The sequence below is a fragment of the Synechococcus sp. WH 8016 genome, assembly GCF_000230675.1.
Classification (GTDB): Bacteria; Cyanobacteriota; Cyanobacteriia; order PCC-6307; family Cyanobiaceae; genus Synechococcus_C.
This window is the reverse complement of the sequence record NZ_AGIK01000006.1, coordinates 132,062-153,038: the sequence shown is the minus strand read 5'-3', so window position 1 is coordinate 153,038 and position 20,977 is coordinate 132,062. Positions and strand designations below refer to the sequence as shown.

At 56.9% G+C, this 20,977-nt stretch carries 27 protein-coding genes and 1 tRNA gene; 18 read left to right on the top strand and 10 right to left on the bottom strand.

Features of this window, described 5'->3' with window-relative positions; all coding sequences use genetic code 11:
* Positions 1-41 precede the first annotated feature (41 nt).
* Positions 42-275: a hypothetical protein gene (locus SYN8016DRAFT_RS15415; RefSeq protein WP_159098332.1), complete on the bottom strand. Its 234-nt coding sequence runs from the start codon at positions 273-275 to the stop codon at positions 42-44.
* Between SYN8016DRAFT_RS15415 and SYN8016DRAFT_RS13270 the strand changes: the two genes are divergently transcribed.
* A complete protein-coding gene (locus tag SYN8016DRAFT_RS13270; protein WP_006854934.1) occupies positions 255-1,715 on the top strand; it encodes a glycoside hydrolase 100 family protein in 1,461 nt (486 codons plus the stop codon). The two genes, SYN8016DRAFT_RS15415 and SYN8016DRAFT_RS13270, sit on opposite strands and share 21 nt — an antisense overlap.
* A gap of 76 nt (positions 1,716-1,791) precedes the next feature.
* Here the strand turns inward: SYN8016DRAFT_RS13270 and petD are convergent, their stop codons facing one another.
* Together petD and petB are read right to left on the bottom strand one after the other, a co-directional pair.
* Positions 1,792-2,274 carry a cytochrome b6-f complex subunit IV gene (gene petD, locus SYN8016DRAFT_RS13265; RefSeq protein ID WP_006854933.1) on the bottom strand — a complete coding sequence of 161 codons (483 nt, stop codon included), beginning with the start codon at positions 2,272-2,274 and terminating at the stop codon, positions 1,792-1,794.
* Between the two features lie 77 nt (positions 2,275-2,351).
* A complete protein-coding gene (petB, locus tag SYN8016DRAFT_RS13260) occupies positions 2,352-3,008 on the bottom strand; it encodes a cytochrome b6 (RefSeq protein ID WP_006854932.1) in 657 nt (218 codons plus the stop codon).
* Between the two features lie 67 nt (positions 3,009-3,075).
* Here petB and ctpZ point away from each other — a divergent pair, with 67 nt between their 5' ends.
* From ctpZ to SYN8016DRAFT_RS13230, 7 genes are all read left to right on the top strand, one after another.
* Positions 3,076-4,374 carry a carboxyl-terminal processing protease CtpZ gene (gene ctpZ, locus SYN8016DRAFT_RS13255; protein WP_006854931.1) on the top strand — a complete coding sequence of 433 codons (1,299 nt, stop codon included), beginning with the start codon at positions 3,076-3,078 and terminating at the stop codon, positions 4,372-4,374.
* The gene (locus SYN8016DRAFT_RS13250; RefSeq protein ID WP_006854930.1) at positions 4,371-5,627 is read left to right on the top strand and encodes an HD domain-containing protein; all 1,257 of its coding nucleotides are present in this window, start codon (positions 4,371-4,373) and stop codon (positions 5,625-5,627) included. The genes ctpZ and SYN8016DRAFT_RS13250 overlap by 4 nt, the downstream gene beginning before the upstream one ends.
* 31 nt (positions 5,628-5,658) lie before the next feature.
* A complete protein-coding gene (minC, locus tag SYN8016DRAFT_RS13245) occupies positions 5,659-6,360 on the top strand; it encodes a septum site-determining protein MinC (RefSeq protein WP_006854929.1) in 702 nt (233 codons plus the stop codon).
* 40 nt (positions 6,361-6,400) lie between these two features.
* Entirely contained in the window at positions 6,401-7,216 is an 816-nt protein-coding gene (minD, locus tag SYN8016DRAFT_RS13240; RefSeq protein ID WP_006854928.1) for a septum site-determining protein MinD, read from the top strand.
* A gap of 4 nt (positions 7,217-7,220) precedes the next feature.
* Complete coding sequence (gene minE / locus SYN8016DRAFT_RS13235; RefSeq protein ID WP_006854927.1) at positions 7,221-7,505, top strand: cell division topological specificity factor MinE; 285 nt, start codon at positions 7,221-7,223, stop codon at positions 7,503-7,505.
* Positions 7,506-7,511: 6 nt separating this feature from the next.
* Positions 7,512-7,781, top strand: a complete 270-nt coding sequence (locus tag SYN8016DRAFT_RS14650; RefSeq protein ID WP_006854926.1) for a response regulator transcription factor — start codon at positions 7,512-7,514, stop codon at positions 7,779-7,781.
* Positions 7,772-7,843, top strand: a tRNA-Thr gene (locus SYN8016DRAFT_RS13230). Before SYN8016DRAFT_RS14650 ends, SYN8016DRAFT_RS13230 begins: the two co-directional genes overlap by 10 nt.
* Positions 7,844-7,893: 50 nt before the next feature.
* Here SYN8016DRAFT_RS13230 and SYN8016DRAFT_RS15595 read toward each other — a convergent pair.
* The 5 genes from SYN8016DRAFT_RS15595 to SYN8016DRAFT_RS13210 form a co-directional block, all read right to left on the bottom strand.
* Complete coding sequence (locus SYN8016DRAFT_RS15595) at positions 7,894-8,055, bottom strand: hypothetical protein (RefSeq protein ID WP_006854925.1); 162 nt, start codon at positions 8,053-8,055, stop codon at positions 7,894-7,896.
* Positions 8,043-8,660: a Sua5/YciO/YrdC/YwlC family protein gene (locus SYN8016DRAFT_RS13225; RefSeq protein WP_006854924.1), complete on the bottom strand. Its 618-nt coding sequence runs from the start codon at positions 8,658-8,660 to the stop codon at positions 8,043-8,045. The genes SYN8016DRAFT_RS15595 and SYN8016DRAFT_RS13225 overlap by 13 nt, the downstream gene beginning before the upstream one ends.
* A 7-nt stretch (positions 8,661-8,667) precedes the next feature.
* Entirely contained in the window at positions 8,668-9,576 is a 909-nt protein-coding gene (prmC, locus tag SYN8016DRAFT_RS13220; RefSeq protein ID WP_006854923.1) for a peptide chain release factor N(5)-glutamine methyltransferase, read from the bottom strand.
* A 9-nt stretch (positions 9,577-9,585) separates the two neighbouring features.
* Positions 9,586-10,629, bottom strand: coding sequence for a DNA-processing protein DprA (locus tag SYN8016DRAFT_RS13215; protein ID WP_006854922.1), 1,044 nt, complete (start codon positions 10,627-10,629; stop codon positions 9,586-9,588).
* Positions 10,630-10,721: 92 nt separating this feature from the next.
* The gene (locus SYN8016DRAFT_RS13210) at positions 10,722-11,171 is read right to left on the bottom strand and encodes an acyl-CoA thioesterase (protein ID WP_006854921.1); all 450 of its coding nucleotides are present in this window, start codon (positions 11,169-11,171) and stop codon (positions 10,722-10,724) included.
* A gap of 52 nt (positions 11,172-11,223) precedes the next feature.
* On the opposite strand from SYN8016DRAFT_RS13210, the gene SYN8016DRAFT_RS13205 reads away from it, so the two are divergent.
* Entirely contained in the window at positions 11,224-12,072 is an 849-nt protein-coding gene (locus SYN8016DRAFT_RS13205; RefSeq protein WP_006854920.1) for a universal stress protein, read from the top strand.
* A 28-nt stretch (positions 12,073-12,100) separates the two neighbouring features.
* Here the strand turns inward: SYN8016DRAFT_RS13205 and psbM are convergent, their stop codons facing one another.
* The gene (psbM, locus tag SYN8016DRAFT_RS13200; RefSeq protein ID WP_006854919.1) at positions 12,101-12,211 is read right to left on the bottom strand and encodes a photosystem II reaction center protein PsbM; all 111 of its coding nucleotides are present in this window, start codon (positions 12,209-12,211) and stop codon (positions 12,101-12,103) included.
* A gap of 60 nt (positions 12,212-12,271) precedes the next feature.
* Positions 12,272-12,739, bottom strand: coding sequence for a 2Fe-2S iron-sulfur cluster-binding protein (locus SYN8016DRAFT_RS13195; protein WP_006854918.1), 468 nt, complete (start codon positions 12,737-12,739; stop codon positions 12,272-12,274).
* 243 nt (positions 12,740-12,982) lie between these two features.
* Here SYN8016DRAFT_RS13195 and psbB point away from each other — a divergent pair, with 243 nt between their 5' ends.
* The 9 genes from psbB to SYN8016DRAFT_RS13150 all read left to right on the top strand — a co-directional run bounded on the left by psbB (position 12,983) and on the right by SYN8016DRAFT_RS13150 (position 20,963).
* The gene (gene psbB, locus SYN8016DRAFT_RS13190; protein WP_006854917.1) at positions 12,983-14,545 is read left to right on the top strand and encodes a photosystem II chlorophyll-binding protein CP47; all 1,563 of its coding nucleotides are present in this window, start codon (positions 12,983-12,985) and stop codon (positions 14,543-14,545) included.
* Positions 14,546-14,566: 21 nt separating this feature from the next.
* Positions 14,567-14,662: a photosystem II reaction center protein T gene (locus tag SYN8016DRAFT_RS13185; protein ID WP_006854916.1), complete on the top strand. Its 96-nt coding sequence runs from the start codon at positions 14,567-14,569 to the stop codon at positions 14,660-14,662.
* A gap of 133 nt (positions 14,663-14,795) precedes the next feature.
* Entirely contained in the window at positions 14,796-15,272 is a 477-nt protein-coding gene (nrdR, locus tag SYN8016DRAFT_RS13180) for a transcriptional regulator NrdR (RefSeq protein ID WP_038014871.1), read from the top strand.
* Positions 15,273-15,373: 101 nt separating this feature from the next.
* Positions 15,374-16,474: a 30S ribosomal protein S1 gene (locus tag SYN8016DRAFT_RS13175; RefSeq protein WP_006854914.1), complete on the top strand. Its 1,101-nt coding sequence runs from the start codon at positions 15,374-15,376 to the stop codon at positions 16,472-16,474.
* A 13-nt stretch (positions 16,475-16,487) separates the two neighbouring features.
* The gene (locus tag SYN8016DRAFT_RS13170; RefSeq protein ID WP_006854913.1) at positions 16,488-17,279 is read left to right on the top strand and encodes an HAD family hydrolase; all 792 of its coding nucleotides are present in this window, start codon (positions 16,488-16,490) and stop codon (positions 17,277-17,279) included.
* A gap of 37 nt (positions 17,280-17,316) precedes the next feature.
* On the top strand, positions 17,317-18,576 hold the full coding sequence (gene metK / locus SYN8016DRAFT_RS13165) for a methionine adenosyltransferase (RefSeq protein ID WP_006854912.1): 1,260 nt from the start codon (positions 17,317-17,319) through the stop codon (positions 18,574-18,576).
* 10 nt (positions 18,577-18,586) lie between these two features.
* The gene (locus SYN8016DRAFT_RS13160; RefSeq protein WP_006854911.1) at positions 18,587-19,858 is read left to right on the top strand and encodes an FGGY-family carbohydrate kinase; all 1,272 of its coding nucleotides are present in this window, start codon (positions 18,587-18,589) and stop codon (positions 19,856-19,858) included.
* A 168-nt stretch (positions 19,859-20,026) separates the two neighbouring features.
* Positions 20,027-20,314: a DUF2470 domain-containing protein gene (locus SYN8016DRAFT_RS13155; RefSeq protein ID WP_006854910.1), complete on the top strand. Its 288-nt coding sequence runs from the start codon at positions 20,027-20,029 to the stop codon at positions 20,312-20,314.
* 19 nt (positions 20,315-20,333) lie between these two features.
* Complete coding sequence (locus SYN8016DRAFT_RS13150) at positions 20,334-20,963, top strand: ComF family protein (RefSeq protein WP_038014869.1); 630 nt, start codon at positions 20,334-20,336, stop codon at positions 20,961-20,963.
* The last annotated feature ends 14 nt before the right edge of the window (positions 20,964-20,977 follow it).

Here is a 20,977-nt window from a genome sequence, read left to right as displayed (position 1 = left end):
GCGACCGCTTGTGAAACTTACAACATCGTGGGATCGCTCCCTCAATCTCGTAAGCACCCGCTGAACACTTCAAGCTTTCGCTCTTCGCATCCATCGGCTGCGCTTCGGAGCAAACTCCCCTGCGCAGTCCAAAACCATAACCCAACACTCACCCTTTGCGCAAGGCTGCCTGAGAAATACGCATCTCCAGACTTGCTTCCACTGGCCAGAGGAAGGTCCATCACTAAGTTTTGAGCAATGGTCGCAACAGCACCATGGCCGAACGCTTCAGCCAACAGAACCAGCGGGTCCGTCCCAGCTCCAAGGAAGATCAGGTTGTTCAAAAGGCCAAAGAGCATTTCGAACGCACGCTGATTCCCATTGCTGGGAGCCTTGCGGGCAGTGTTGCTGCTCTCCAGCACCCGCGTGACGACGAGGCCCTCAACTACGGCGAGATCTTCCTGCGCGACAACGTGCCAGTGATGGTCTACCTGTTGACACAAAAAAGGTTCAAGGTCGTCAAGCAGTTCCTCCAGATCTGCCTCGACCTCCAGAGCACCACGTATCAGACCCGTGGAGTGTTCCCAACCAGCTTTGTGGAGGAAAGCGGCGAACTCATTGCTGATTACGGCCAACGTTCGATCGGAAGAATCACCTCCGTCGACGCCAGTCTCTGGTGGCCCGTCCTCTGCTGGATGTACGTCAAAGCAAGTGGGGACGAACAATTTGGAGCAACGCCAGGGGTCCAACGGGGGGTCCAGCTGCTCTTAGACCTCGTGCTTCACCCCACGTTTGAGGGCACACCGGTGTTGTTCGTGCCGGATTGTGCCTTCATGATCGATCGTCCCATGGATGTATGGGGTGCCCCCCTAGAGGTGGAGGTGCTCCTGCATGCCTCCCTTCGTTGTTGCTCCAAGCTCATGGAGCTAGGGCGGCGGAATCAAAACAGCCGCCTGCTCGACCAGCGTTTGGTGCTCACACGCCAGTGGATTCATGACCTGCGCAAGTTTTTGCTGAAGCACTACTGGGTGACCAGCAAGACGATGCAAGTTTTGAGGCGAAGGCCTACGGAGCAATACGGCGACAATCAACATCAAAACGAATTCAATGTGCAGCCCCAGGTGATCCCTGATTGGCTTCAGGACTGGCTCGAGAACCGCGGTGGCTATTTGATCGGCAACATCCGTACAGGTCGACCTGATTTCCGTTTTTACAGTCTTGGAAATTCCCTGGGCTGCCTCTTCGGACTTCTCACCGCACCGCAACAGCGCGCTCTATTTCGCCTCACACTTCACAACCGCAATCATCTGATGGCTCAGATGCCGATGCGGATTTGTCATCCACCCATGGAAACGTTGGAGTGGCAAAACAAGACCGGATCCGACCCTAAGAACTGGCCATGGAGTTACCACAATGGCGGGCATTGGCCGAGCCTTCTTTGGTATTTCGGAGCGTCGATCCTCCTCCATGAGCGCCGTCACCCCGATGCAGACATCCTGCTGATGGGGCAGATGAAAGCGATGCTGGAAGACTGCTACTGGAGCCAGCTCAACCAACTGCCAAGACAACAGTGGGCTGAATATTTCGATGGCCCCACAGGCACTTGGATGGGCCAGCAGTCACGCACCTACCAGACCTGGACCATCGTTGGGTTTCTCCTCCTCCATCACTTCCTTCGGGTGAACCCGAACGATGTCGAGATGCTCGACCTGGACGACCCTCTACCAGGCTCATAAAACAACAGCTCCCAACCATTCCAGACAACAAAAAACCCCCCAGCGATGAGCTGGAGGGTTTCTCAAATCATTGGGTTCAGAACAAGCCAAGGGTGAGGGACTTGTCGATGGGCATCGCAGCACCAATTCCCAAATAAATAGTGGTCGCTGTACCGAACAAGAACACGGCCATCGCAATAGGACGGCGGAATGGATTCTGGAACTTGTTGAAGCTTTCAATGAAGGGAATCAACATCAGACCAAGGGGAACCAAGGTTTGAAGTGCAATGCCCAGAAGCTTGTTAGGAACAACCCTAAGAATCTGAAACACCGGGTACAGATACCACTCAGGAAGGATCTCAAGCGGCGTTGCAAACGGATCGGCCTTATCACCCAACATGGCTGGATCTAAGACAGAGAGCCCAACGATGCAGGCAATGGTTCCAAGGATCACTACAGGGAAGATGTAGAGGAGATCATTGGGCCATGCAGGCTCACCGTAATAGTTGTGACCCATGCCTTTGGCGAGCTTGGCCCGCAGCTTGGGATCGGTGAGATCAGGCTTCTTGAGAATATGCATGGTGCGAAGCGGTAGTGAACGAACGGTAAGTGGAGAAGTTCGAAACTTGAATCAGTGCGTAAAGCAACTGAAATGGATCACAAAGGACCGGAAATGCCTTGCTTACGGATCATCAAGAAGTGCATGAGCATGAAGACAGCCAGCAGCCAGGGCATCACAAACGTGTGCAGGCTGTAGAAGCGAGTGAGTGTGGATTGACCAACGCTCTCGCCACCACGCAACAGCTCAACCATGAAGTCACCAACCACTGGAATGGCAGCGGGCACTCCAGAAACGATCTTGACGGCCCAATAACCGACTTGATCCCAAGGAAGTGAGTAACCGGTTACACCGAAAGAAACAGTGATCACGGCCATGGTCACGCCCGTTACCCAGGTGAGCTCACGGGGACGCTTAAAGCCACCTGTGAGGTACACGCGGAAGACGTGAAGAATGAGCATGAGCACCATCATTGAGGCGCTCCATCTGTGAACTGAGCGAATGAGCCACCCGAAGCTCACATCTGTCATCAGGTACTGAACTGAGCTGTAGGCCTCAGCAACAGTGGGCTTGTAATAGAAAGTCATCGCGAACCCGGTCGCGAACTGAATCAGGAAGCAAACAAGAGTGATGCCGCCCAGGCAATAGAAAATATTGACGTGGGGCGGAACGTACTTGGTGCTGAAATCATCAGCGATGTCCTGGATTTCAAGACGTTCCTGGAACCAGTCGTAGACAGGTGAGGAGTTCGCCATGCAAAGGTCGGTTTGGATTGCGAGAGTCTACCGATGACGCTCCAGCCGACGCGACAGAATGAAGCTGATGTTGCCGATTGTTAATTACATGAGAAAAGGCCTGCGGCAGCTGGCCTCCGGCTTTGCCTCCCTTTTGCTTTGCAGCCTCTTAATTCCAGCACCTGCTCTGGCGCTCAACGATGCCCAGCAGCTGGTGGTTGAAACCTGGCGCCTTGTGAATCAGAGCTATGTCGACCCCTCGAGTTTCGATCGAATTCATTGGAAGCGCTTACGCCAGAAAGCTCTTGAGCAGACGATCGAAACCAGCGAGCAGGCCTACAGCGCCATCGAAACGATGCTTGAACCCCTCGATGATCCCTACACAAGGCTGTTGAGACCTGACGATTACTCCGTCATGAAGTCCAGCAACTCCGGCAGCCTGAGTGGCGTAGGGCTTCAACTGGGCCATCACAACGATGAAGATTCAGTGGTTGTGATCGCGGCACTCGAGGGATCACCCGCCGCTGACGCGGGCGTGGTCAGCGGCGCAGCACTTCTGGCTGTGAACGGAGAATCCACTGCTCTGCTGGGACTCGAAACCACAGCAGCACGCTTGCGAGGGGATGTGGGAACGCAGGTTTTGATCACCGTCCAACCCCCGAATGGAGAGGCTGAAGAGCTCACCTTGGAACGACGCAATGTCGATCTACGCCCCGTTCGCACGCGGCGTCTTCGAAGTGACACCCACACGCTGGGCCATCTCCGCATCACGCAGTTCAGCGAAGGTGTGCCGAAGCAAGTACAGGAAGCCCTGCAAGAACTCACCGATAAGGGAGTGGAAGGGGTGGTGCTTGATCTTCGCAACAACTCTGGGGGTCTCGTCAGCGGAGGACTTGCCGTTGCTGACGCCTTCTTGGACCAAGAGCCGATCGTGGAAACACGCAATCGAGACGGGATTGCTGATCCCATCCAATCGAACCCAACCACGCTGTACGACGGTCCGATGGTGACCTTGGTCAACGCTGGCACCGCAAGTGCCAGCGAGATCCTCGCGGGGGCCCTGCAGGACAACGATCGTTCGCTGCTGCTGGGCAGTGAAACCTTCGGCAAAGGGCTCATCCAGACCCTCACCAACCTGAGTGATGGCAGCGGTTTGGCCGTCACTGTGGCCGGATATGTCACCCCCAGCGGACGGGACATACAAGGGCAAGGGATTACGCCAGATCGCTTGCTAGATCAGCCCGAACCCCTGAATCCCGGGGGCGAAGGAGACCGCTGGCTGACGGATGCAGCGCGGGTTCTGGAGGCCATCATTGATCGCCAAACCAGCGAATCACCCGCAACAGCCGATGCCATCAATGCAGAGGAGATGGCAGAAAGTGCATGAGTAGCCGCACTTATCACGACCCTTTGCATGGGGGCATCGCACTCAATACAGACGACCCGGCTGAAGCGCTGGTACTCGAGCTCGTTGACGCAGCCCCCTTTCAAAGGCTTCGGCGGATTCGCCAGCTCGGGCCAGCCTTTCTGACCTTCCACGGCGCCGAATCCAGCCGGTTTACCCACTCTCTTGGCGTTTTCCACATCGCGCGACAGGCCTTTCGGCGCCTGTTGGCAATGGATCCATCGCTGGAACGTCATCGGGGGGTGCTCTACGCGGCAGCCCTGCTCCATGACTTGGGTCATGCGCCCCTGAGCCACACCGGCGAGGAAATGTTTGGCACCCACCATGAGCGGTGGTCCGCACGCATCGTTCGAGAGCACTCCGCGATTTACGAGCCGCTCGAACGATTCCAACCAGGAAGCTCAGAAGCCGTGGCCGCTCTGCTGGAGCACGGCACCACACAGCGGAGAGTGATTAAAGACCTCGTGAGCAGCCAACTCGACTGCGACAGGCTCGATTACTTGTTGCGAGATAGCTACAGCACAGGGACGAGCTATGGCCAGCTGGATTTAGAGAGAATCCTGGCCGCACTAACCCTGGCGCCAGATGGGGAACTCGCCATCCACCCCAAGGGCCTCATGGCCGTTGAGCATTACCTCGTGGTGCGAAACCTGATGTACCGGAGTGTCTACAACCACCGCCTCAATGTGGTCTGCAATTGGCTGCTGGAACAAATGATTCGCCTGGCCCGTGAGCTAGGCCCCGATCGTGTTTGGGCAGATTCAACGATGCGCTGCTGGCTTTGGTCCTCCCATGAGCTCGACCTGACGTCCTATTTGGCCAACGATGACCTACGAACTGGCTATCACTTGCTGCGCTGGCAAGAGGAAGCCCCTCGCCCACTGGCCGATCTCTGCGATCGGTTCCTCAACCGACGACTCCTCAAAGCACTGGATGTGGACAATCTCTCGAAGGAAACGCAACTCGAATGCTTGGCCCAAGCCAGGGGGTTGGCAGAAGCGAAGGGATTGGATCCGAGTTTGTGCTGCGGACTACGTCATCAACAACTGCATGGTTATCACCCCTATCGCGGGGGGCTGAGGCTCTGGAATGGTCAACAACTTCAAGCACTCGAGCAAAGCTCGGCACTCGTCAAAAGTCTGAGCAAACCGGCCAGCACCAGCTGGCTGATCTATCCAAAGCAAATCGGTCAGGAGCTGAAACGAATCGTGGGTCAATACGAGGCGGACATCTAACGTCGGCCTCCACTCTTTCTTGATCGCGACGGTGGCTTTGACCCAAGAGACCCTTCAAGCTGGATGCCATCGCCTGGTTTTGCCCAACAATCGGCACATCCCTTGGCAAGACACCCTCGCTGACCAACTCAGTGGCCTGGAGGGCAAGGATCTCGAATTGGATAGCGGGGAGTGGTTGTTGAATTGCCGGGTGCTCTCTGCCTTGCAAGCGCAACTTGAGGAGCGCAGCTGCCGATTGCTGTCCATCAAAAGCTGCCATCCACTCACCGTGGTCAGCGCCAACGCCCTTGGCATTCCAGCTCAACTCACCACACCACAGCGTGTCGATCCGCTTCCTGAAGGTGCTGAGGACAAGCAGGCCCCAGCACTGCTGATCCATCGAGCCACCCTGCGATCGGGAGACCATCTCAAAGCACGCCACCACGTTTTGCTCATTGGCGATGTCAATCCAGGTGCGCAAATCAGTGCCGGGGGAAACGTCCTGATCTGGGGACGCCTCCGTGGTTCTGCTCATGCAGGGGTTCAAGGCGATCTGAATGCCCGGATCACGGCCTTACAGCTCCGTCCTCTTCAGCTACGAATCGCGGATCTTGTCGCCAGGGGACCAGAGGAGAAACCCCAACCTGGTCTTGCGGAGGAAGCCCGCATTGTGGATGGGGTGATTTCGATCGAGCCTGCTGATCCCCGCACTGACTTGTCAGTGCAAGAGCTTTCGGCCGATTTAAACAATTAAGAGCACTTGCCCCTAACCTGACCAAATCAACCGCGACAACGTGACGTCAAATTCGCGAACGATCTTGATCTGCTCCGGCAAGGGGGGCGTCGGTAAGACCACCCTTACGGCCAACTTGGGCATAGCCCTCGCCCAGCGTGGTTCCAGCACTGTTGTCCTGGATGCCGACTTCGGTTTACGCAACCTGGATCTGTTGCTTGGACTCGAAAACCGAATTGTTTATACAGCTCAAGAGGTTTTGGCCGAGACCTGCCGCTTGGACCAGGCCTTGGTGAAGCACAAACAGGTCCCGAATCTGGCCTTGCTGCCTGCTGGCAATCCGCGGATGCTCGAGTGGCTCAAACCAGAAGACATGCAGGCCATTGTCTCCATGCTTGAGAAACGATTCGATTACGTGTTAATCGACTGCCCCGCAGGCATTGAAGACGGCTTTAAGAACGCCGTTGCCGCAGCGCGTGAAGCCATTGTGATCACCACTCCTGAAGTGTCAGCTGTGCGAGATGCGGATCGAGTGATCGGATTGCTCAACACCCACGGGGTGACCCCAGTCCAACTCGTTCTCAATCGAGTTAGGCCCAAAATGATGGCCAATCAAGAAATGTTGGCGGTGGATGACGTCACCGACATCCTGGCTCTCCCCTTGCTGGGATTAGTGCTCGAAGATGAGCAGGTGATCGTTAGCACCAATCGGGGCGAACCACTCACCCTGAATGGGACCAAATCACCAGCAGCCAAGGCCTACGGCAATATTGCCGGCCGCCTTCAAGGCGAAGACATTTCATTGCTGGACCCCTCTAAGGAGCGTTCGGGCCTACGGGCCACCGTGCGCCGCTTGATGCAAACGAAGATCTTCTGAGCTGATGACTCTCCGTGACCTCGTCGACAAATTGCTTGGACGTCAACCAGCAAGCGCCAGCACTGCCAGAGACAGGCTTCAGCTCGTTCTGGCGCATGACCGCAGTGACCTAAGCCCTGAACTTCTCGACCAAATGCGTCGTGAAATTTTTGAAGTGGTGGCCAAATACGTTGATATCGACCTAGAGGAAGGCGATGTGAGCTTGGAAACCGAGGATCGCGTCACGGCCCTGGTTGCCAACTTGCCGTTTCGGCGACCAATCGCATCAACGACTCCCAAATCGGACTAGCGGGGAATGGTTCTGGAAGCATCTCCAGACGTCATGGCTGAGCAAGGCTTCACCCCCGCAGAAACCACCGTGATCCAACTCCTTCTGGAAGGGCTTAGCAATCGGGCGATCGCATCCCGACTTGTGGTGAGCATCCGCACTGTGGAAAGTCACATCAGCAACGCCCTCGAGAAAAGTGGTTGCCGCTCGAGACTTGAACTTTCGATGTGGTGGCTCAACACCCATTCAGAAGCGACGAGAACGTGCAGCGGTAAACTCCCATCAATGCCGGCTTAGCTCAGTGGTAGAGCAGCGCTTTTGTAAAGCGAAGGTCATCGGTTCAAATCCGTTAGCCGGCTTCAGACAAGATCCTTAAGACCACGGTCAGCGCTCCAGATCGATGCTGGGATCAGCGGCTCGAGCGACCTGTAAACAGCCAGATCCCAACGATGGCAAGCATCCATGGGAGCACATCCAATTCAAACCACGGCTTGAGCAGTTGGACCACCGGTGCAAACAGCCAATGAATGGCGGTTTGAAGCAAAAATAACGAAGCAATTAACCAGAGCATTCGGGAAGGCTCACCACACCTGCTGGCATCACAGCGCCTTTGCGCAGCCAATGCCAACGTTGCGATCCTCGCCAAGCAATCACCGAGCTCGCTTGACAGGACGGACTAGACCAAGGGATCGGCGCAAGCAATGGCAAGTCTGGGAACGCAACCGCCGCCTCCCTCTCGGTTCGGCTGGCAGGTTCACCAGACACATTGGCACTGGTCGTGGCAAGCGGACCGCTGCAACGCAGAAGATCCAACATCGGCTCGCAAGCTGGAATACGCAAACCCAGCGTTGCCACTCCAGGGTTGAGGGCTTCTGCGCAGGGCCCAAAGGCGGGCAACACCAGAGTGAGGGCCCCTGGCCAGTGCCGTTGCGCAAGGGCACTGGCATCGGCTCGAGCTTCGGGGCAGATATGACATAACAGCGCATCAACGTCAGCACCCATCAGGATCAAGGGCTTGTCCTGTGGACGTTTTTTCAAGCGCCAAATTTGACCCGCCTGCTCTGGCAGCGCAGCCAATGCCGGAAGGGTGTCTGTAGGGAGCAAAGCAGCACCCCCGGCACGCAAATGCCCGTCGAGGCCATCGCGATCCAACAACTTGAGGGGATTGATCGTCATCGTTGATCTATGAACTGGCCAGAGGCAATGGATGGCAGGGTCGCTGAGCAAGTGCAAAGCGGGGGATGCCCTGAAGATCAGAGCGGGCTTCTGGCCGCTCGAAACCTGCCTCACTGAGTAACTTCAGCACCATTGCATTCTGGTCATGGTGGTGCTCCAAGAGGATCCAGCCTCCTGGAGCTAAGGCTCTGCTGGCATCTCGAATGATCTGCCGGCAACAGTCGAGTCCATCCTCACCACCACAGAGCGCTAGATGAGGTTCATGGTCTTTAACGACGGGCGCCAGGTCATCGATGACAGCGGTGGGGATGTAAGGCGGATTACTCAACACAAGACCAAACTGCCCCCACCATGGTTTGAGCGGTTCCCACCAGTTGCCGAGATGGAGTTGCCAACGACTTTCGCCAGCGAGGGCCCTCAGGTTGCGTTCCGCCAGAGCAAGCGCCTGACTGCTGGAGTCAACGCCATGCCCCTGCCAGTGAGGGAGAGCACGGGCAAGCGCCACGGCCAAAGCTCCTGAGCCTGTTCCCAAGTCGGCCCAGATCCCTTCCTTAACCAGGGCATCTTCTGGAGAACACTGCAACGCCAAATCGATGAGCAGCTCGGTTTCTTGACGCGGAATCAAGGCATCGGCTGACACCTCCAGCTCAAAATCGCGCCATGGACAGAGGCCAACCAAGTGCTGAAGCGGAATGTGCTGATCGCGATGCTGGATCCAAAGATCTGTGAGCTGGGTCAACGAAGAACTCAGCTCGATCTCAACGTCTGGGCAAATGCGCAGTTTTTGCAGATCACCCCAGGAGCAATCTGCCGCCATCGAAAGCAGCCAATCCAAGTCCACAGCACGCCCACCCTGACGGATCAGCTCCCGCCTCCACACCAGTAGATCTGTTCCCTTGCAGCGAATCACGCCCATGGGCTCAGGTTAGACGGACCGCCAACGCAGACCAGGCTTGGGCTCGATGACACCTTCGAGCTCGAGTTGCAACAACTCATGCGCCAACTGATTTGGGCTGCAGCTGAGTTCTGCAGATAACTGCTCAAGGGTGAAACCTTCATCCACCCATCGCAAAAGCGAGGGATGCCGCTCGCCGGAGGGCCGGGATCGATCCGATCGCTTCGACGCCGTGCTCGCTGGCGCAAGTGGTCCTGGTCCCAGGGCGGCAATCAACGATTCCGGAGATAGCAACGGTGTTGCCCCCTCCTGCAACAAACGATTGCTGCCTTGACAAGACCAGCGCAGCGCATCCCCTGGGACCACCCACACAGGACAATCCTGAGTCTGAGCGATCTGAGCTGACAACAGTGAGCCGCTTGTTTCAGGGCACTCAACCACCACCAGGGCACAAGACACACTCACCAGAAGGCGATTCCGCAACGCAAAGTTGGATCGCTGCACCCGCGCACCGCAGGGCCATTCGCTGAACAACAAGCCAGCAGACTCAACTTCGGCCTGCAGGGCCTCATGCTCAGACGGATACACACGATCCAAAGGCGTACCCAGAACACCAATCGGACGTCCACCCGCTGCAAGACAACCATGGTGAGAGGCGGCATCAATGCCTTCCGCAAGACCACTCACCACGGGCCAACCAGCACGGGCAAGGCCCTGACCAAGCGCGTGGGCCATCCGCCGGCCATGATCCGACGGCCGGCGCGTTCCGACCACCGCGACAGCCTTCTGAGCGGATAACAACGGCCAGCACGGCTTCCGCCCCGACCAGTGCACCGCGAGAGGAGGACGCTTCAATCCTTCAAATGCGATCGGCCAGTCTTGGTCCAGGGGCAGCAGAGCATTGTCCGGAACCCCAACGCTGGGGGACGTCCCTTTGCTCAGCCGATACGACTGGACGCGCTTCATCAAGGCGTCGGGCCACCTCAGCTCTCTTTGCAAACGCCAGAGAGGCCATGACCACAGATCAGCCAAGGGCAGCTGATGCGCTTGAGCAACAGCCCTGAGGGCCCGCATCCTGGCAACACCCAATCCGGGGCATGAGATCCACAGCCACCACCAGCCACGCTCACCCAATCACTCAGCGCAAGTACACCTGTACTAGCACATTATTGGGTTGGGCCCTGGGTCAGCAGCTGAAGCGCTGATGCCACGGACGGTGGTGGGCGACGCAAAACCTGGCGCCTGTCACCGTCGAGACGGACCAACACCAACTCCACATGGGCCTCGAAGGCGCAATCACCATCTGGCCTTAACAAGCGCGTCTGCCATCGCCAGCGGGGACCCTCAGGGGGAAGCGCATGGCTTAGAAGCACAACCTGGTCGCCATGCAAAAGGGCTCGCTTATAGGACATGTCCATGCGCACCACTGGCATTTCCAACCCTTCAAGCGCCATCAGCCGGTAGGGCAGCCCCACCGCAGCGAGGGCTTCCACGCGAGCCTCCTCCAACCACCCGACATAGGCGCCATGCCACATCACACCGCCGTGATCGGTGTGTTGTGGCAGCACACGCTTGTGCAATCGCCAAGGAGGTCTCGTAACGCTCTCAATCACCATCAGCACGGTCTGGTGAGTCAGCCATAGGCTGATGCAGACCTAACTCTTCATCGTGTTCAAGAATCTTCTGATTGCTGATTCCGGCAAAGGTCATGTCGAAGAAATGGTGCGGATGCTGCGGGACCTTCCAGCATTCAGGGCTGCACGCATCAACCTGCTTCATGTGGTGTCCGAGCAAGGCAAGGTCAACGCAGAAGACCATTGGACAACCGCAGGGAGCTTGCTCGCCAAGGCGGTAAGCCAATTGGGCCTTAACCCGAGTGACGTGAATTCGATCATCCGCCAAGGGGATGCCAAGCAGACCGTTCTGAAGGTGGCTGAAGAGATCAATGCCGACTTGATCGTGATGGGATCCAGAGGTCTGGGTCGGCTGCAATCGATCCTGTCCAACAGCACCAGCCAATACGTCTTTCAGCTATCAACACGTCCCATGCTGCTGGTGCGTGATGACCTTTACGTCCGCCATGTGAATCGCCTCATGGTGACTGTTGACGGAACAGGTGTTGGCGATGATGCGCTTCGAATTGCCTGCGAAATGGTTCGAGAGATCCCAGGCGGACAGCTGACTGGCGTCCACATTGCCAGGCAAGACCTCTCTGCCTCCCGCGGTGGCGACAGCAAAGCCGACGGCTTGCTGACGGCCGCAGTCCAACGGGCTCGCAGCATGGGCGTTGACCTCAAGCCAATGCACGTGGCGAACCCGGACATCGGCCGAGGGGTTTGCCAAGCAGCCGAAGAAATCAATGCCGACCTTGTGGTGATCGCATCACAGGACAGGCGCCCTCTTGTCGCTAGGGGCCTGGTGGATTTGGACAAGCTCCTTGGCGGCTCGATCAGCGATTACATCCGAGTCCATGCGCCTGCGCCGGTTCTTCTGGTCCGCGAACCCGAGCAGAGCTGAAGCGGACCAGTCCTGAACCAACAGTCGATCAGGAGGAACCTTCTCGGCTGTTGGTCTGGATGAACAAGACGATCAGAAACACCGTCGGAACCAGGACGAACATGAGGCTGGCAACGAAGCCGAGATCGTTGGTTTCCATGGGCGATTATTGACGCAAGGCCGAACGTATCATCGTTCGGGAGCAACGATGAGCTTCAGCTCACCCCTCGTCACTGGGCGTAGCAGGAGCATCATCCGCAGTCTCCTGTTCCAATCCTTCTTCGGCCTCATCTTCGCTCTCGGTCACGGGCCATGCCGTAGGCCCGACTGGCAGGGTTGCCGTGCGCGCAGCAACCTTTTTCTTATCGAGGTCAGCTAAGCGAACTTGCGGGCGGGTCAGCACGATCACGGATTGCTCCACCAGCGCCTGGCAAGCCAATCGCCATGACTCAGGACGACGCCTGAGCTTGCTGTCCTCAACAGCGGTTCGAGCCGTCAAAGGCGCGTCGGCATCGGATCCCACAACGTCAACAAAACAGGTGATGCACTGACCGCAGCCACCGCAATTCCCGAGCTGTCCCTTCAAGCCATAAAGCTCGATGTTTTCGCGCAGAGCAACATCGCGCAGATTTTCACCGGGATAGCACTCCACATCACGTCCCTCACGCAAAAAACGAATAACTGGCATGGAGTGCTCCAGCAATAAACGCCCACTTTGCGCCCAAAGGTTGCGTTTTGTAACCCCCTCGGCCAGACCTAAATGCGGCAGCCAATGGACGGAAGCACTGACAGGACAGCGGGGAAAACAAATCGAGTCGGCTCAACACAAGACATTGCAGCTCGCGACAACACACCCCACTCAATTGAGCGAACCCCCTACGATCGCTTGGTCTGTCTGCATCAGCAGCTCCGTTCCACCTGAACCTGACCCATGGGATTGCCCTGGTATCGGGTGCACACCGTCGTCATTAACGACCCCGGCCGACTCTTGGCCGTGCACCTCATGCACACTGCCCTCGTTGCCGGCTGGGCCGGCTCGATGGCCCTCTACGAACTCGCAATTTTTGATCCATCGGATCCAGTCCTGAACCCCATGTGGCGTCAGGGCATGTTTGTCATGCCCTTCATGTCTCGACTTGGCGTCACCGGAAGCTGGGGAGGCTGGAGTATTACCGGAGAAACGGGAGTCGATCCTGGCTTCTGGAGCTTCGAAGGCGTCGCAGCCGCTCATATCGTCTTCAGTGGCCTTTTGATGCTCGCTGCCATTTGGCACTGGACGTACTGGGATCTTGAAATTTGGCAAGACCCCCGTACGGGCGAACCAGCCCTTGACCTTCCGAAAATTTTCGGCATCCACCTTCTCCTTGCAGGATTGGGTTGTTTCGGCTTTGGTGCCTTTCACCTCACAGGTGTCTTTGGGCCTGGCATGTGGATCTCTGACCCCTATGCCCTCACAGGCCACTTAGAAGCTGTTCAACCCTCGTGGGGACCGGAAGGCTTCAACCCGTTCAATCCAGGAGGGATTGTTGCCCACCACATTGCCGCAGGCATCGTGGGCATCATTGCCGGCATCTTCCACATCACAACCCGGCCGCCGGAGCGCCTCTACAAAGCTTTGCGGATGGGAAACATCGAAACTGTTTTAGCTAGTGCCATTGCAGCTGTGTTTTTCGCCGCCTTCATTGTGGCTGGAACCATGTGGTACGGCGCCGCAGCAACCCCTGTCGAGTTGTTTGGCCCCACTCGTTATCAGTGGGATCAGAGCTACTTCAAGACAGAAATCAATCGCCGCGTTCAGACGGCACTTGATGAAGGTGCCACGATTGACGAGGCCTACGCTGCCATTCCTGAAAAACTCGCCTTCTACGACTACGTCGGTAATAGTCCTGCCAAAGGCGGCCTGTTCCGTGTAGGTCCGATGGTGAATGGCGATGGATTGGCAACTGGATGGATTGGCCATCCTGTCTTCACCGACAAGGAAGGACGTGAACTTCAAGTTCGTCGTCTCCCCAACTTCTTTGAGAACTTCCCTGTTGTTCTTGAAGACAATGACGGCATCGTTCGTGCCGACATTCCGTTCCGACGGGCTGAAGCGAAGTACTCCTTCGAACAAAGAGGCGTTACAGCAACCGTTTATGGCGGTTCTCTCGACGGCAAGGTCTTCACTGATCCAGCCGACGTGAAGCGCCTAGCCCGTAAGGCTCAACTCGGAGAAGGTTTCGACTTCGATCGCGAAACCTATAACTCGGACGGAACATTCCGCAGTTCACCTCGTGGTTGGTTCACCTTCGGCCACGCAACCTTCGCCCTGCTCTTCTTCTTCGGCCACATCTGGCACGGTGCTCGCACCCTCTACCGGGACGTGTTCGCAGGAATCGACCCTGATCTTGGCGAACAGGTTGAGTTCGGTCTCTTCCAAAAACTCGGCGACAAATCCACTCGTCGCCTACCCGAGGGATATGTTCCTCCCACGGGTTCCACCCCCCTCAGCTGATCGCTCTCTAGGAGATTCTCGATGGAAAGCTTCGCTTACATCCTCATTCTCGGCCTGGCGATTGCCACCTTGTTCTTCGCAATCGCATTCCGCGATCCACCGAAGATCGGTAAGTAGTCCATCCAGCAGATCTAACCCCGCCAAAAGCGGGGTTTTTTATTGCTCAAATCGGATTCTTAGGTCACAAACACTTTTCAAGGCTCCACATGTTCTATACAATAAAAAGTATTCAAATTGGATCGATTAGGGCGTGCAGTGCCCCTCCTGCCAAAACACGGATAGCCGGGTTCTCGAATCGAGAGCAGCCGAGGGAGGTAGGAGTGTGCGCCGGCGTCGTGAATGCCTGAATTGTGAATTTCGATTCACGACTTACGAGCGGGTTGAGATGGTTCCCATCACCGTGCTCAAACGCAATGGGCATCGTGAAATTTTTAATCGCAGCAAACTTCTGCACGGCCTGAGCCGAGCCTGCGAAAAAACCGAGCTCACTCCCAGCAAACTCGAAGCCATTGTTGACGAGTTGGAACTCAGCCTTCAGCAAAGCAATAGCCGTGAGATTGCCAGCTCAGAGATTGGTGAGCTGGTGCTGGGACATCTCAAAGAGCTCAGCGAAGTGGCTTATGTGCGCTTTGCCTCGGTGTATCGACACTTTCGAAGCGTCAGCGATTTCGTCTCCACCCTCGAAGGGATGAACGTAGACAAAGCTGAGCTCGCAGCCCTCGTCTAAAAAGCAAGGCTGTTCTGTAAAATTAAAAAATACTGATCCTTTGTCGGCGGGCACTGGATCAATTTTTATCGCACTGTCCTCGGGCAGACCGCCAACCATCCATGACTGTTACCCCAACCGATCCGGCTCAGGATCTTGCTGTGGACACCACCACTGCCATCGACGAGAGCACAACCGTCGAAGCCACAGCGGACCAAGCTGATTTTGGAACGGACGAAGATCTCAGTATTCCGGAAGATATTCCGACCGCAGATGATCCAAGCAGTCGCGCCAACCCTAAGGATTTGGATGGGGCCGGCTTCACGATTGATGATTTCGCCTCACTACTTAGCAAGTACGACTACAACTTCAAGCCAGGCGACATCGTCAACGGCACCGTGTTTGCGCTGGAAACGAAGGGGGCGATGATCGATATCGGCGCCAAGACCGCCGCATTTATGCCACTCCAAGAGGTCTCCATCAACAGGGTGGAAGGTCTCAGCGATGTGTTGCAACCCGGTGAAATTCGGGAATTCTTCATCATGAGTGAAGAAAACGAAGACGGACAACTGTCTCTTTCCGTCCGCCGTATTGAGTACCAGCGCGCCTGGGAGCGGGTGCGGCAGCTGCAAAAAGAAGACGCCACGATCTATTCAGAAGTCTTCGCCACGAACCGTGGTGGTGCTCTTGTTCGCGTGGAAGGTCTTCGCGGCTTCATCCCTGGATCCCACATCAGCACGCGCAAGCCGAAAGAAGAGCTGGTTGCAGGCTTCTTGCCCCTGAAATTCCTTGAAGTCGACGAAGAGCGCAATCGTCTTGTTCTCAGTCATCGTCGCGCCCTCGTAGAGCGCAAGATGAATCGCCTCGAGGTCGGCGAAGTGGTGATCGGCACCGTTCGTGGCATCAAGCCCTACGGCGCCTTCATCGACATCGGCGGTGTCAGCGGTTTGCTCCACATTTCCGAAATCAGTCACGAGCACATCGAAACACCCCATTCCGTGCTGAATGTGAATGATCAAATGAAGGTGATGATCATCGACCTCGACGCCGAACGTGGTCGGATCTCACTCTCCACCAAGGCTCTAGAGCCAGAACCCGGTGACATGCTCACCGATCCTCAAAAGGTCTTTGACAAGGCTGAGGAAATGGCTGCTCGCTACAAGCAAATGCTTCTTGAGCAAGCAGAAGAGGGAGAAGAGCCCTTGAGCTCGATGATGGTCTGAGCTGCATGAGCCCATGGCTCATTTATCCCTCAGAGGCCATTCGCTTGGCTTGATCCACGGGGTGCTGTTCGACAAGGACGGCACCCTTTCCCATAGCGAACCGCATCTCATTGAATTGGCAGACGCCAGGATTGATGAAATCCTGCATGTCTTTGCCTCCCGTGGCGCATCGTCAGAGACACAAGTTCAACTCCAGGGGCTGCTCAAGCGCGCGATGGGCCGATGCGACTCCGGCTTGATTCCCGATGGAACGTTGGCCGTCGCTTCGCGTCAACACAATCTGTTGAGCACCGCAACGATCTTCTGTCTGTTTGATCTCAGCTGGCCTCAAGCACTCGTGCTCGCTGAAGAGATCTTTGACAGCGTGGACCATCTCCACAAGCAAACCGCAACGGAAGCACCCCTCAGCGCCAGAACCCCTCTGCCCCATTCGAAAGAGTTGCTCAACGAGCTGCACAACGCTGGTGTGATCTGTGCCGTGATCAGCAATGACACCCGCCATGGCATCAAACAGTTTCTTCAAGACCATGGCTTAAGCGACTTCATCACAGGCATCTGGAGCGCTGATGACACCCCTTGCAAGCCAGATCCAGGCGCCGTGCATGGTCTGTGCAAGAAGCTGCATTTGGATCCATCCCAGTGCGCACTGATCGGAGATGCCGACTCCGATCTCCTGATGGCACGCCGCGCAGGCATTGCTTATGCGCTTGGGTACGTGGCGGGATGGAATCGAACCCCCGACCTGACCTCCCATCAACATTTGATCCATCACTGGCAAGAGCTCAAGGTTGAACAAGCTCCGTAAGGGCAACCCGTAAAATCCCACCACGCCCGAAACCCTTATGAGTCGATACGTTTTCACTTCCGAATCCGTGACGGAAGGCCATCCCGACAAGATCTGCGATCAAGTCAGTGATGCCGTCCTAGATGCTCTCCTAGCCCAAGACAGCACGAGCCGGGTGGCTTGCGAAACGGTTGTGAATACCGGCCTTTGCATGATCACGGGCGAAGTCACCTCCAAAGCCCAGGTGGATTTCATCCATCTCGTACGCGATGTGATTCGGGATATCGGCTACAGCGGAGCGCGGGCCGGTGGCTTTGACGCCACGAGCTGTGCCGTCCTGGTCGCCCTTGATCAGCAATCCCCTGATATTGCCCAGGGCGTTGATGAAGCGGATGATCACGCAGGCGATCCCCTCGACAAGGTCGGCGCCGGCGATCAGGGGATCATGTTTGGCTACGCCTGCAATGAAACGCCAGAGCTGATGCCTTTGCCCATCAGCCTTGCCCACAGGCTTGCTAGGCGTCTGGCCGAAGTGCGCCACAACGGAACCCTCGATTACCTGCTCCCTGACGGCAAGACCCAGGTGAGCGTGGTCTACGAAAACGACAAACCCGTCGAGATCGACACCATTCTGATCTCAACCCAACACACCGCCGAGGTGACGGGCCTAACCGACGAGCAGGAGGTGCGCAATCGCATCAGTGAAGACCTCTGGACTCACGTGGTGCTGCCAGCGACAGCTGACCTCCCTCTGAAGCCAGATCGGGCCAATTGCCGCTATCTGGTCAACCCCACCGGCAAATTCGTGGTCGGCGGGCCTCAGGGTGATGCCGGTCTCACGGGACGGAAAATCATCGTCGACACCTACGGCGGCTACGCCCGTCACGGCGGTGGTGCCTTCTCCGGCAAAGATCCCACCAAGGTGGATCGCTCCGCTGCCTATGCCGCCCGCTATGTAGCCAAAGCACTGGTAGCTGCAGGTCTTGCGAATCGCGCAGAGGTTCAACTGAGCTACGCCATTGGCGTGGCCAAGCCGGTATCGATCCTTGTGGAATCTTTCGGCTCAGGCAAGGTGTCCAATGCGGAACTCACCGACCTCGTACAAGAGCACTTTGACCTGCGTCCTGGTGCCATCATCGAGCAGTTCAAGCTGCGGGAAATGCCTTCCCTCAACGGTGGTCGCTTTTACCGCGATACAGCTGCCTATGGACACTTTGGCCGCCCCGATCTGAACTTGCCCTGGGAAGACGTTGACGCCAAGGCTTCAGCCCTAAAGCAAGCGGAAGCGAACCGCATCCAAGCCGGCAACAGTCTGTAGACGCAAGACCATGAGCCAAGATCCGCTGGTGCTCGGCATTGACCTAGGCACCAGCGGTGTCCGCATTGCTGTCATCGACTGCAGCTGTGCCCTGCTCCAGACCGAAAGTGCGCCATATCAAATCGGTCTGCATAACCCCTTTGATTGGCGAGACCGATGTGTTGAACTGATCGGGCTCCTTAAGCCCGACTACCGACATCGCCTCAAGGCCATCGCCGTGGACGGCACCTCAGGAACATTGCTGGCCTGTGATCAACAGGGCCTGCCCCTTGCTGAGGCCATGCCCTATTCGCTCGCATGCCCAAACGTCGTTGAGCAGCTCCGCGCCTTGATTCCACAGGGTGGACCAGCTTCCAGCGCCAGTGGAAGCCTCGCGCGGGTGCTACACCTAGTCGAGCAACACCAAGCCCCTCTCCTGCTACGCCATCAAGCCGACTGGATCAGCGGATGGCTTCTTGACAATTGGAGCGATGGGGAGGAAGGCAACAACCTTCGACTGGGATGGGACCTCGGCCAAAATGCCTGGCCGGACACCTTCATCAGCCAACCCTGGCGGGATGCACTTCCAAACATTCGAACCAGTGGCTCCGTGCTTGGGCCCCTGGCGCCCCAACGCGCGAAAGATCTAGACCTGCCAGAGGATCTGCTGATCGTTGCCGGAACAACCGATTCCAACGCGGCCGTTCTCACAGCTGATGCTGACGACGACGAGGGCATCACAGTGCTGGGAAGCACCTTGGTGCTCAAGCGGTTCACCAATCAGCCCATCGCTCCAGGTTCAGGAACCTCCACCCATCGCGTGGGGGGGCGTTGGTTATGCGGAGGAGCCTCCAATGCTGGTGCTGCCGTGCTGCAGCAACTCTTTCCCGACATCGACCTCGCGGAACTGAGCCGTCAGATCGATCCTGATCAGGACAGCGGCTTAAAGCTGCGACCCCTTCCAAGATGCGGAGAGCGCTTCCCCGTTGATGACCCCCAGCTTGAACCCATCCTCACGCCCCGCCCAGTCAGCGATGCCCTCTATCTGCACGGCCTTTTAGAGGGGTTAACCCAAATCGAACAGGCGGGATGGCAACGCCTCACCAGCCTTGGAGCTGATCCTCCTAAGAAGATCGTGACCCTTGGCGGTGGAGCGCGCAATCCTCAATGGCGTCGCCTGCGCGAGCGCCAACTCGGTGTTCCGATCCGCAGTTGCAACACACCTCCAGCCGCCGGAGTTGCTCGTTTAGCTCTTCAGGCTGTACAAGCACCAGACAAGACGATCCATCTAGGGGAGAATTAAGGCAGCATCCCCGAACCCTTGCCCAACCGACTTCGTGACGGCCTTGCCATTGGCCTGTTCATCGTGCTTGCCGGATATGTGGGATTCAGCGGGTTTCGGCTCGCCCTTCTGCTCTGGCAACGCTTTAGCTGAGTCAATCCCCCGCCCTTAACCTTCTCCCCTTCAACCATGACCGCTGATCCGCTTACCCCCGCTGTTAGCGAACGCATCTGTCGTCACATGAACGATGACCATGGCGATGCAGTGCTTCAGTACGCCCTCCATTACGGAGGAGTGAGTGCTGCCAACATCGCCACCATGACGGCCGTTAGCGCTGATGCGATGAGCCTTGAAGTAGACGGAAAAACCGTCCGCATCCCGTTTGATCACACCCTCACTGACAGTGAGGACGCCCACCGCACCATGGTGGCCATGCTGAGAGCCATGCCGTCTGACGACAGCAAAGGGGAATCCTGAAGGCAGTCGTTCTGACGCTTTGCTAGTTGCACTTCACGATTGCCTGAAAGACCTGTTCGTTGTGCCTTCTTGTCCGATTTGCAAGAAGGCCATCCAACCCCATCCACAAGCGGATCATCCCTGTAGTGAGTGCTCTCAAAGGCTGGGCCTTGTGGAAAGAGGCCTGCGAGGCATCACTCCTGTTCGCTTCAACGCGGCCGGTTGGTATCGAGGAGAGCTTCGCCGACACATCCTGCGCCTGAGGCTCAATCAAGATTTATCAGTCCTGAAGGCCATCACCTTCGCTCTGCAGCCAACCCTTCCGGCCAAGGCTCTTTTGGTTCCGATCCCCAGTTGGAAAGCGGTAAAACGAGCCAATCCTCTGCCGGCATTGATCTGCCGAAGCCTTGGACGCACCACGAAGGCACTGCTGAAACGTTGTCGGCCCACCGTGGGGCAACACCACCTCAGTCGTCGTCAGCGGCTGGTGAACATGAAATCTGCCTTCGCCATCGATCCAGACCAACGATCCAGGTGCGTGGCGGCAAGGCCCACATGGATTGTCGATGACATCCTCACCAGTGGAGCTACGGCCCAAGAAGCATTGAAGACGTTGAAACATGCTGGGTTTGAGGTCAGGGGATTGATCTGTCTGGGGCGCACCCCGTGATTTAAGATTCCGTT

Bases quoted from the DNA above. Each gene is read 5' to 3' on its own strand.
- SYN8016DRAFT_RS13250 (WP_006854930.1), top strand. From the start codon at position 4,371: ATGAGTAGCCGCACTTATCACGACCCTTTGCATGGGGGCATCGCACTC.
- psbB (WP_006854917.1), top strand. From the start codon at position 12,983: ATGGGATTGCCCTGGTATCGGGTGCACACCGTCGTCATTAACGACCCC.
- SYN8016DRAFT_RS13270 (WP_006854934.1), top strand. From the start codon at position 255: ATGGCCGAACGCTTCAGCCAACAGAACCAGCGGGTCCGTCCCAGCTCC.
- prmC (WP_006854923.1), bottom strand. From the start codon at position 9,576: ATGGGCGTGATTCGCTGCAAGGGAACAGATCTACTGGTGTGGAGGCGG.
- SYN8016DRAFT_RS13160 (WP_006854911.1), top strand. From the start codon at position 18,587: ATGAGCCAAGATCCGCTGGTGCTCGGCATTGACCTAGGCACCAGCGGT.
- SYN8016DRAFT_RS13155 (WP_006854910.1), top strand. From the start codon at position 20,027: ATGACCGCTGATCCGCTTACCCCCGCTGTTAGCGAACGCATCTGTCGT.
- SYN8016DRAFT_RS13175 (WP_006854914.1), top strand. From the start codon at position 15,374: ATGACTGTTACCCCAACCGATCCGGCTCAGGATCTTGCTGTGGACACC.
- SYN8016DRAFT_RS14650 (WP_006854926.1), top strand. From the start codon at position 7,512: ATGGTTCTGGAAGCATCTCCAGACGTCATGGCTGAGCAAGGCTTCACC.
- SYN8016DRAFT_RS13195 (WP_006854918.1), bottom strand. From the start codon at position 12,739: ATGCCAGTTATTCGTTTTTTGCGTGAGGGACGTGATGTGGAGTGCTAT.
- SYN8016DRAFT_RS15595 (WP_006854925.1), bottom strand. From the start codon at position 8,055: ATGCTCTGGTTAATTGCTTCGTTATTTTTGCTTCAAACCGCCATTCAT.
- SYN8016DRAFT_RS13170 (WP_006854913.1), top strand. From the start codon at position 16,488: ATGGCTCATTTATCCCTCAGAGGCCATTCGCTTGGCTTGATCCACGGG.
- minE (WP_006854927.1), top strand. From the start codon at position 7,221: ATGACTCTCCGTGACCTCGTCGACAAATTGCTTGGACGTCAACCAGCA.
- petD (WP_006854933.1), bottom strand. From the start codon at position 2,274: ATGCATATTCTCAAGAAGCCTGATCTCACCGATCCCAAGCTGCGGGCC.
- SYN8016DRAFT_RS13210 (WP_006854921.1), bottom strand. From the start codon at position 11,171: ATGGTGATTGAGAGCGTTACGAGACCTCCTTGGCGATTGCACAAGCGT.
- psbM (WP_006854919.1), bottom strand. From the start codon at position 12,211: ATGGAAACCAACGATCTCGGCTTCGTTGCCAGCCTCATGTTCGTCCTG.
- SYN8016DRAFT_RS13185 (WP_006854916.1), top strand. From the start codon at position 14,567: ATGGAAAGCTTCGCTTACATCCTCATTCTCGGCCTGGCGATTGCCACC.
- petB (WP_006854932.1), bottom strand. From the start codon at position 3,008: ATGGCGAACTCCTCACCTGTCTACGACTGGTTCCAGGAACGTCTTGAA.
- SYN8016DRAFT_RS13215 (WP_006854922.1), bottom strand. From the start codon at position 10,629: ATGCGGGCCCTCAGGGCTGTTGCTCAAGCGCATCAGCTGCCCTTGGCT.
- metK (WP_006854912.1), top strand. From the start codon at position 17,317: ATGAGTCGATACGTTTTCACTTCCGAATCCGTGACGGAAGGCCATCCC.
- SYN8016DRAFT_RS13225 (WP_006854924.1), bottom strand. From the start codon at position 8,660: ATGACGATCAATCCCCTCAAGTTGTTGGATCGCGATGGCCTCGACGGG.
- ctpZ (WP_006854931.1), top strand. From the start codon at position 3,076: ATGTTGCCGATTGTTAATTACATGAGAAAAGGCCTGCGGCAGCTGGCC.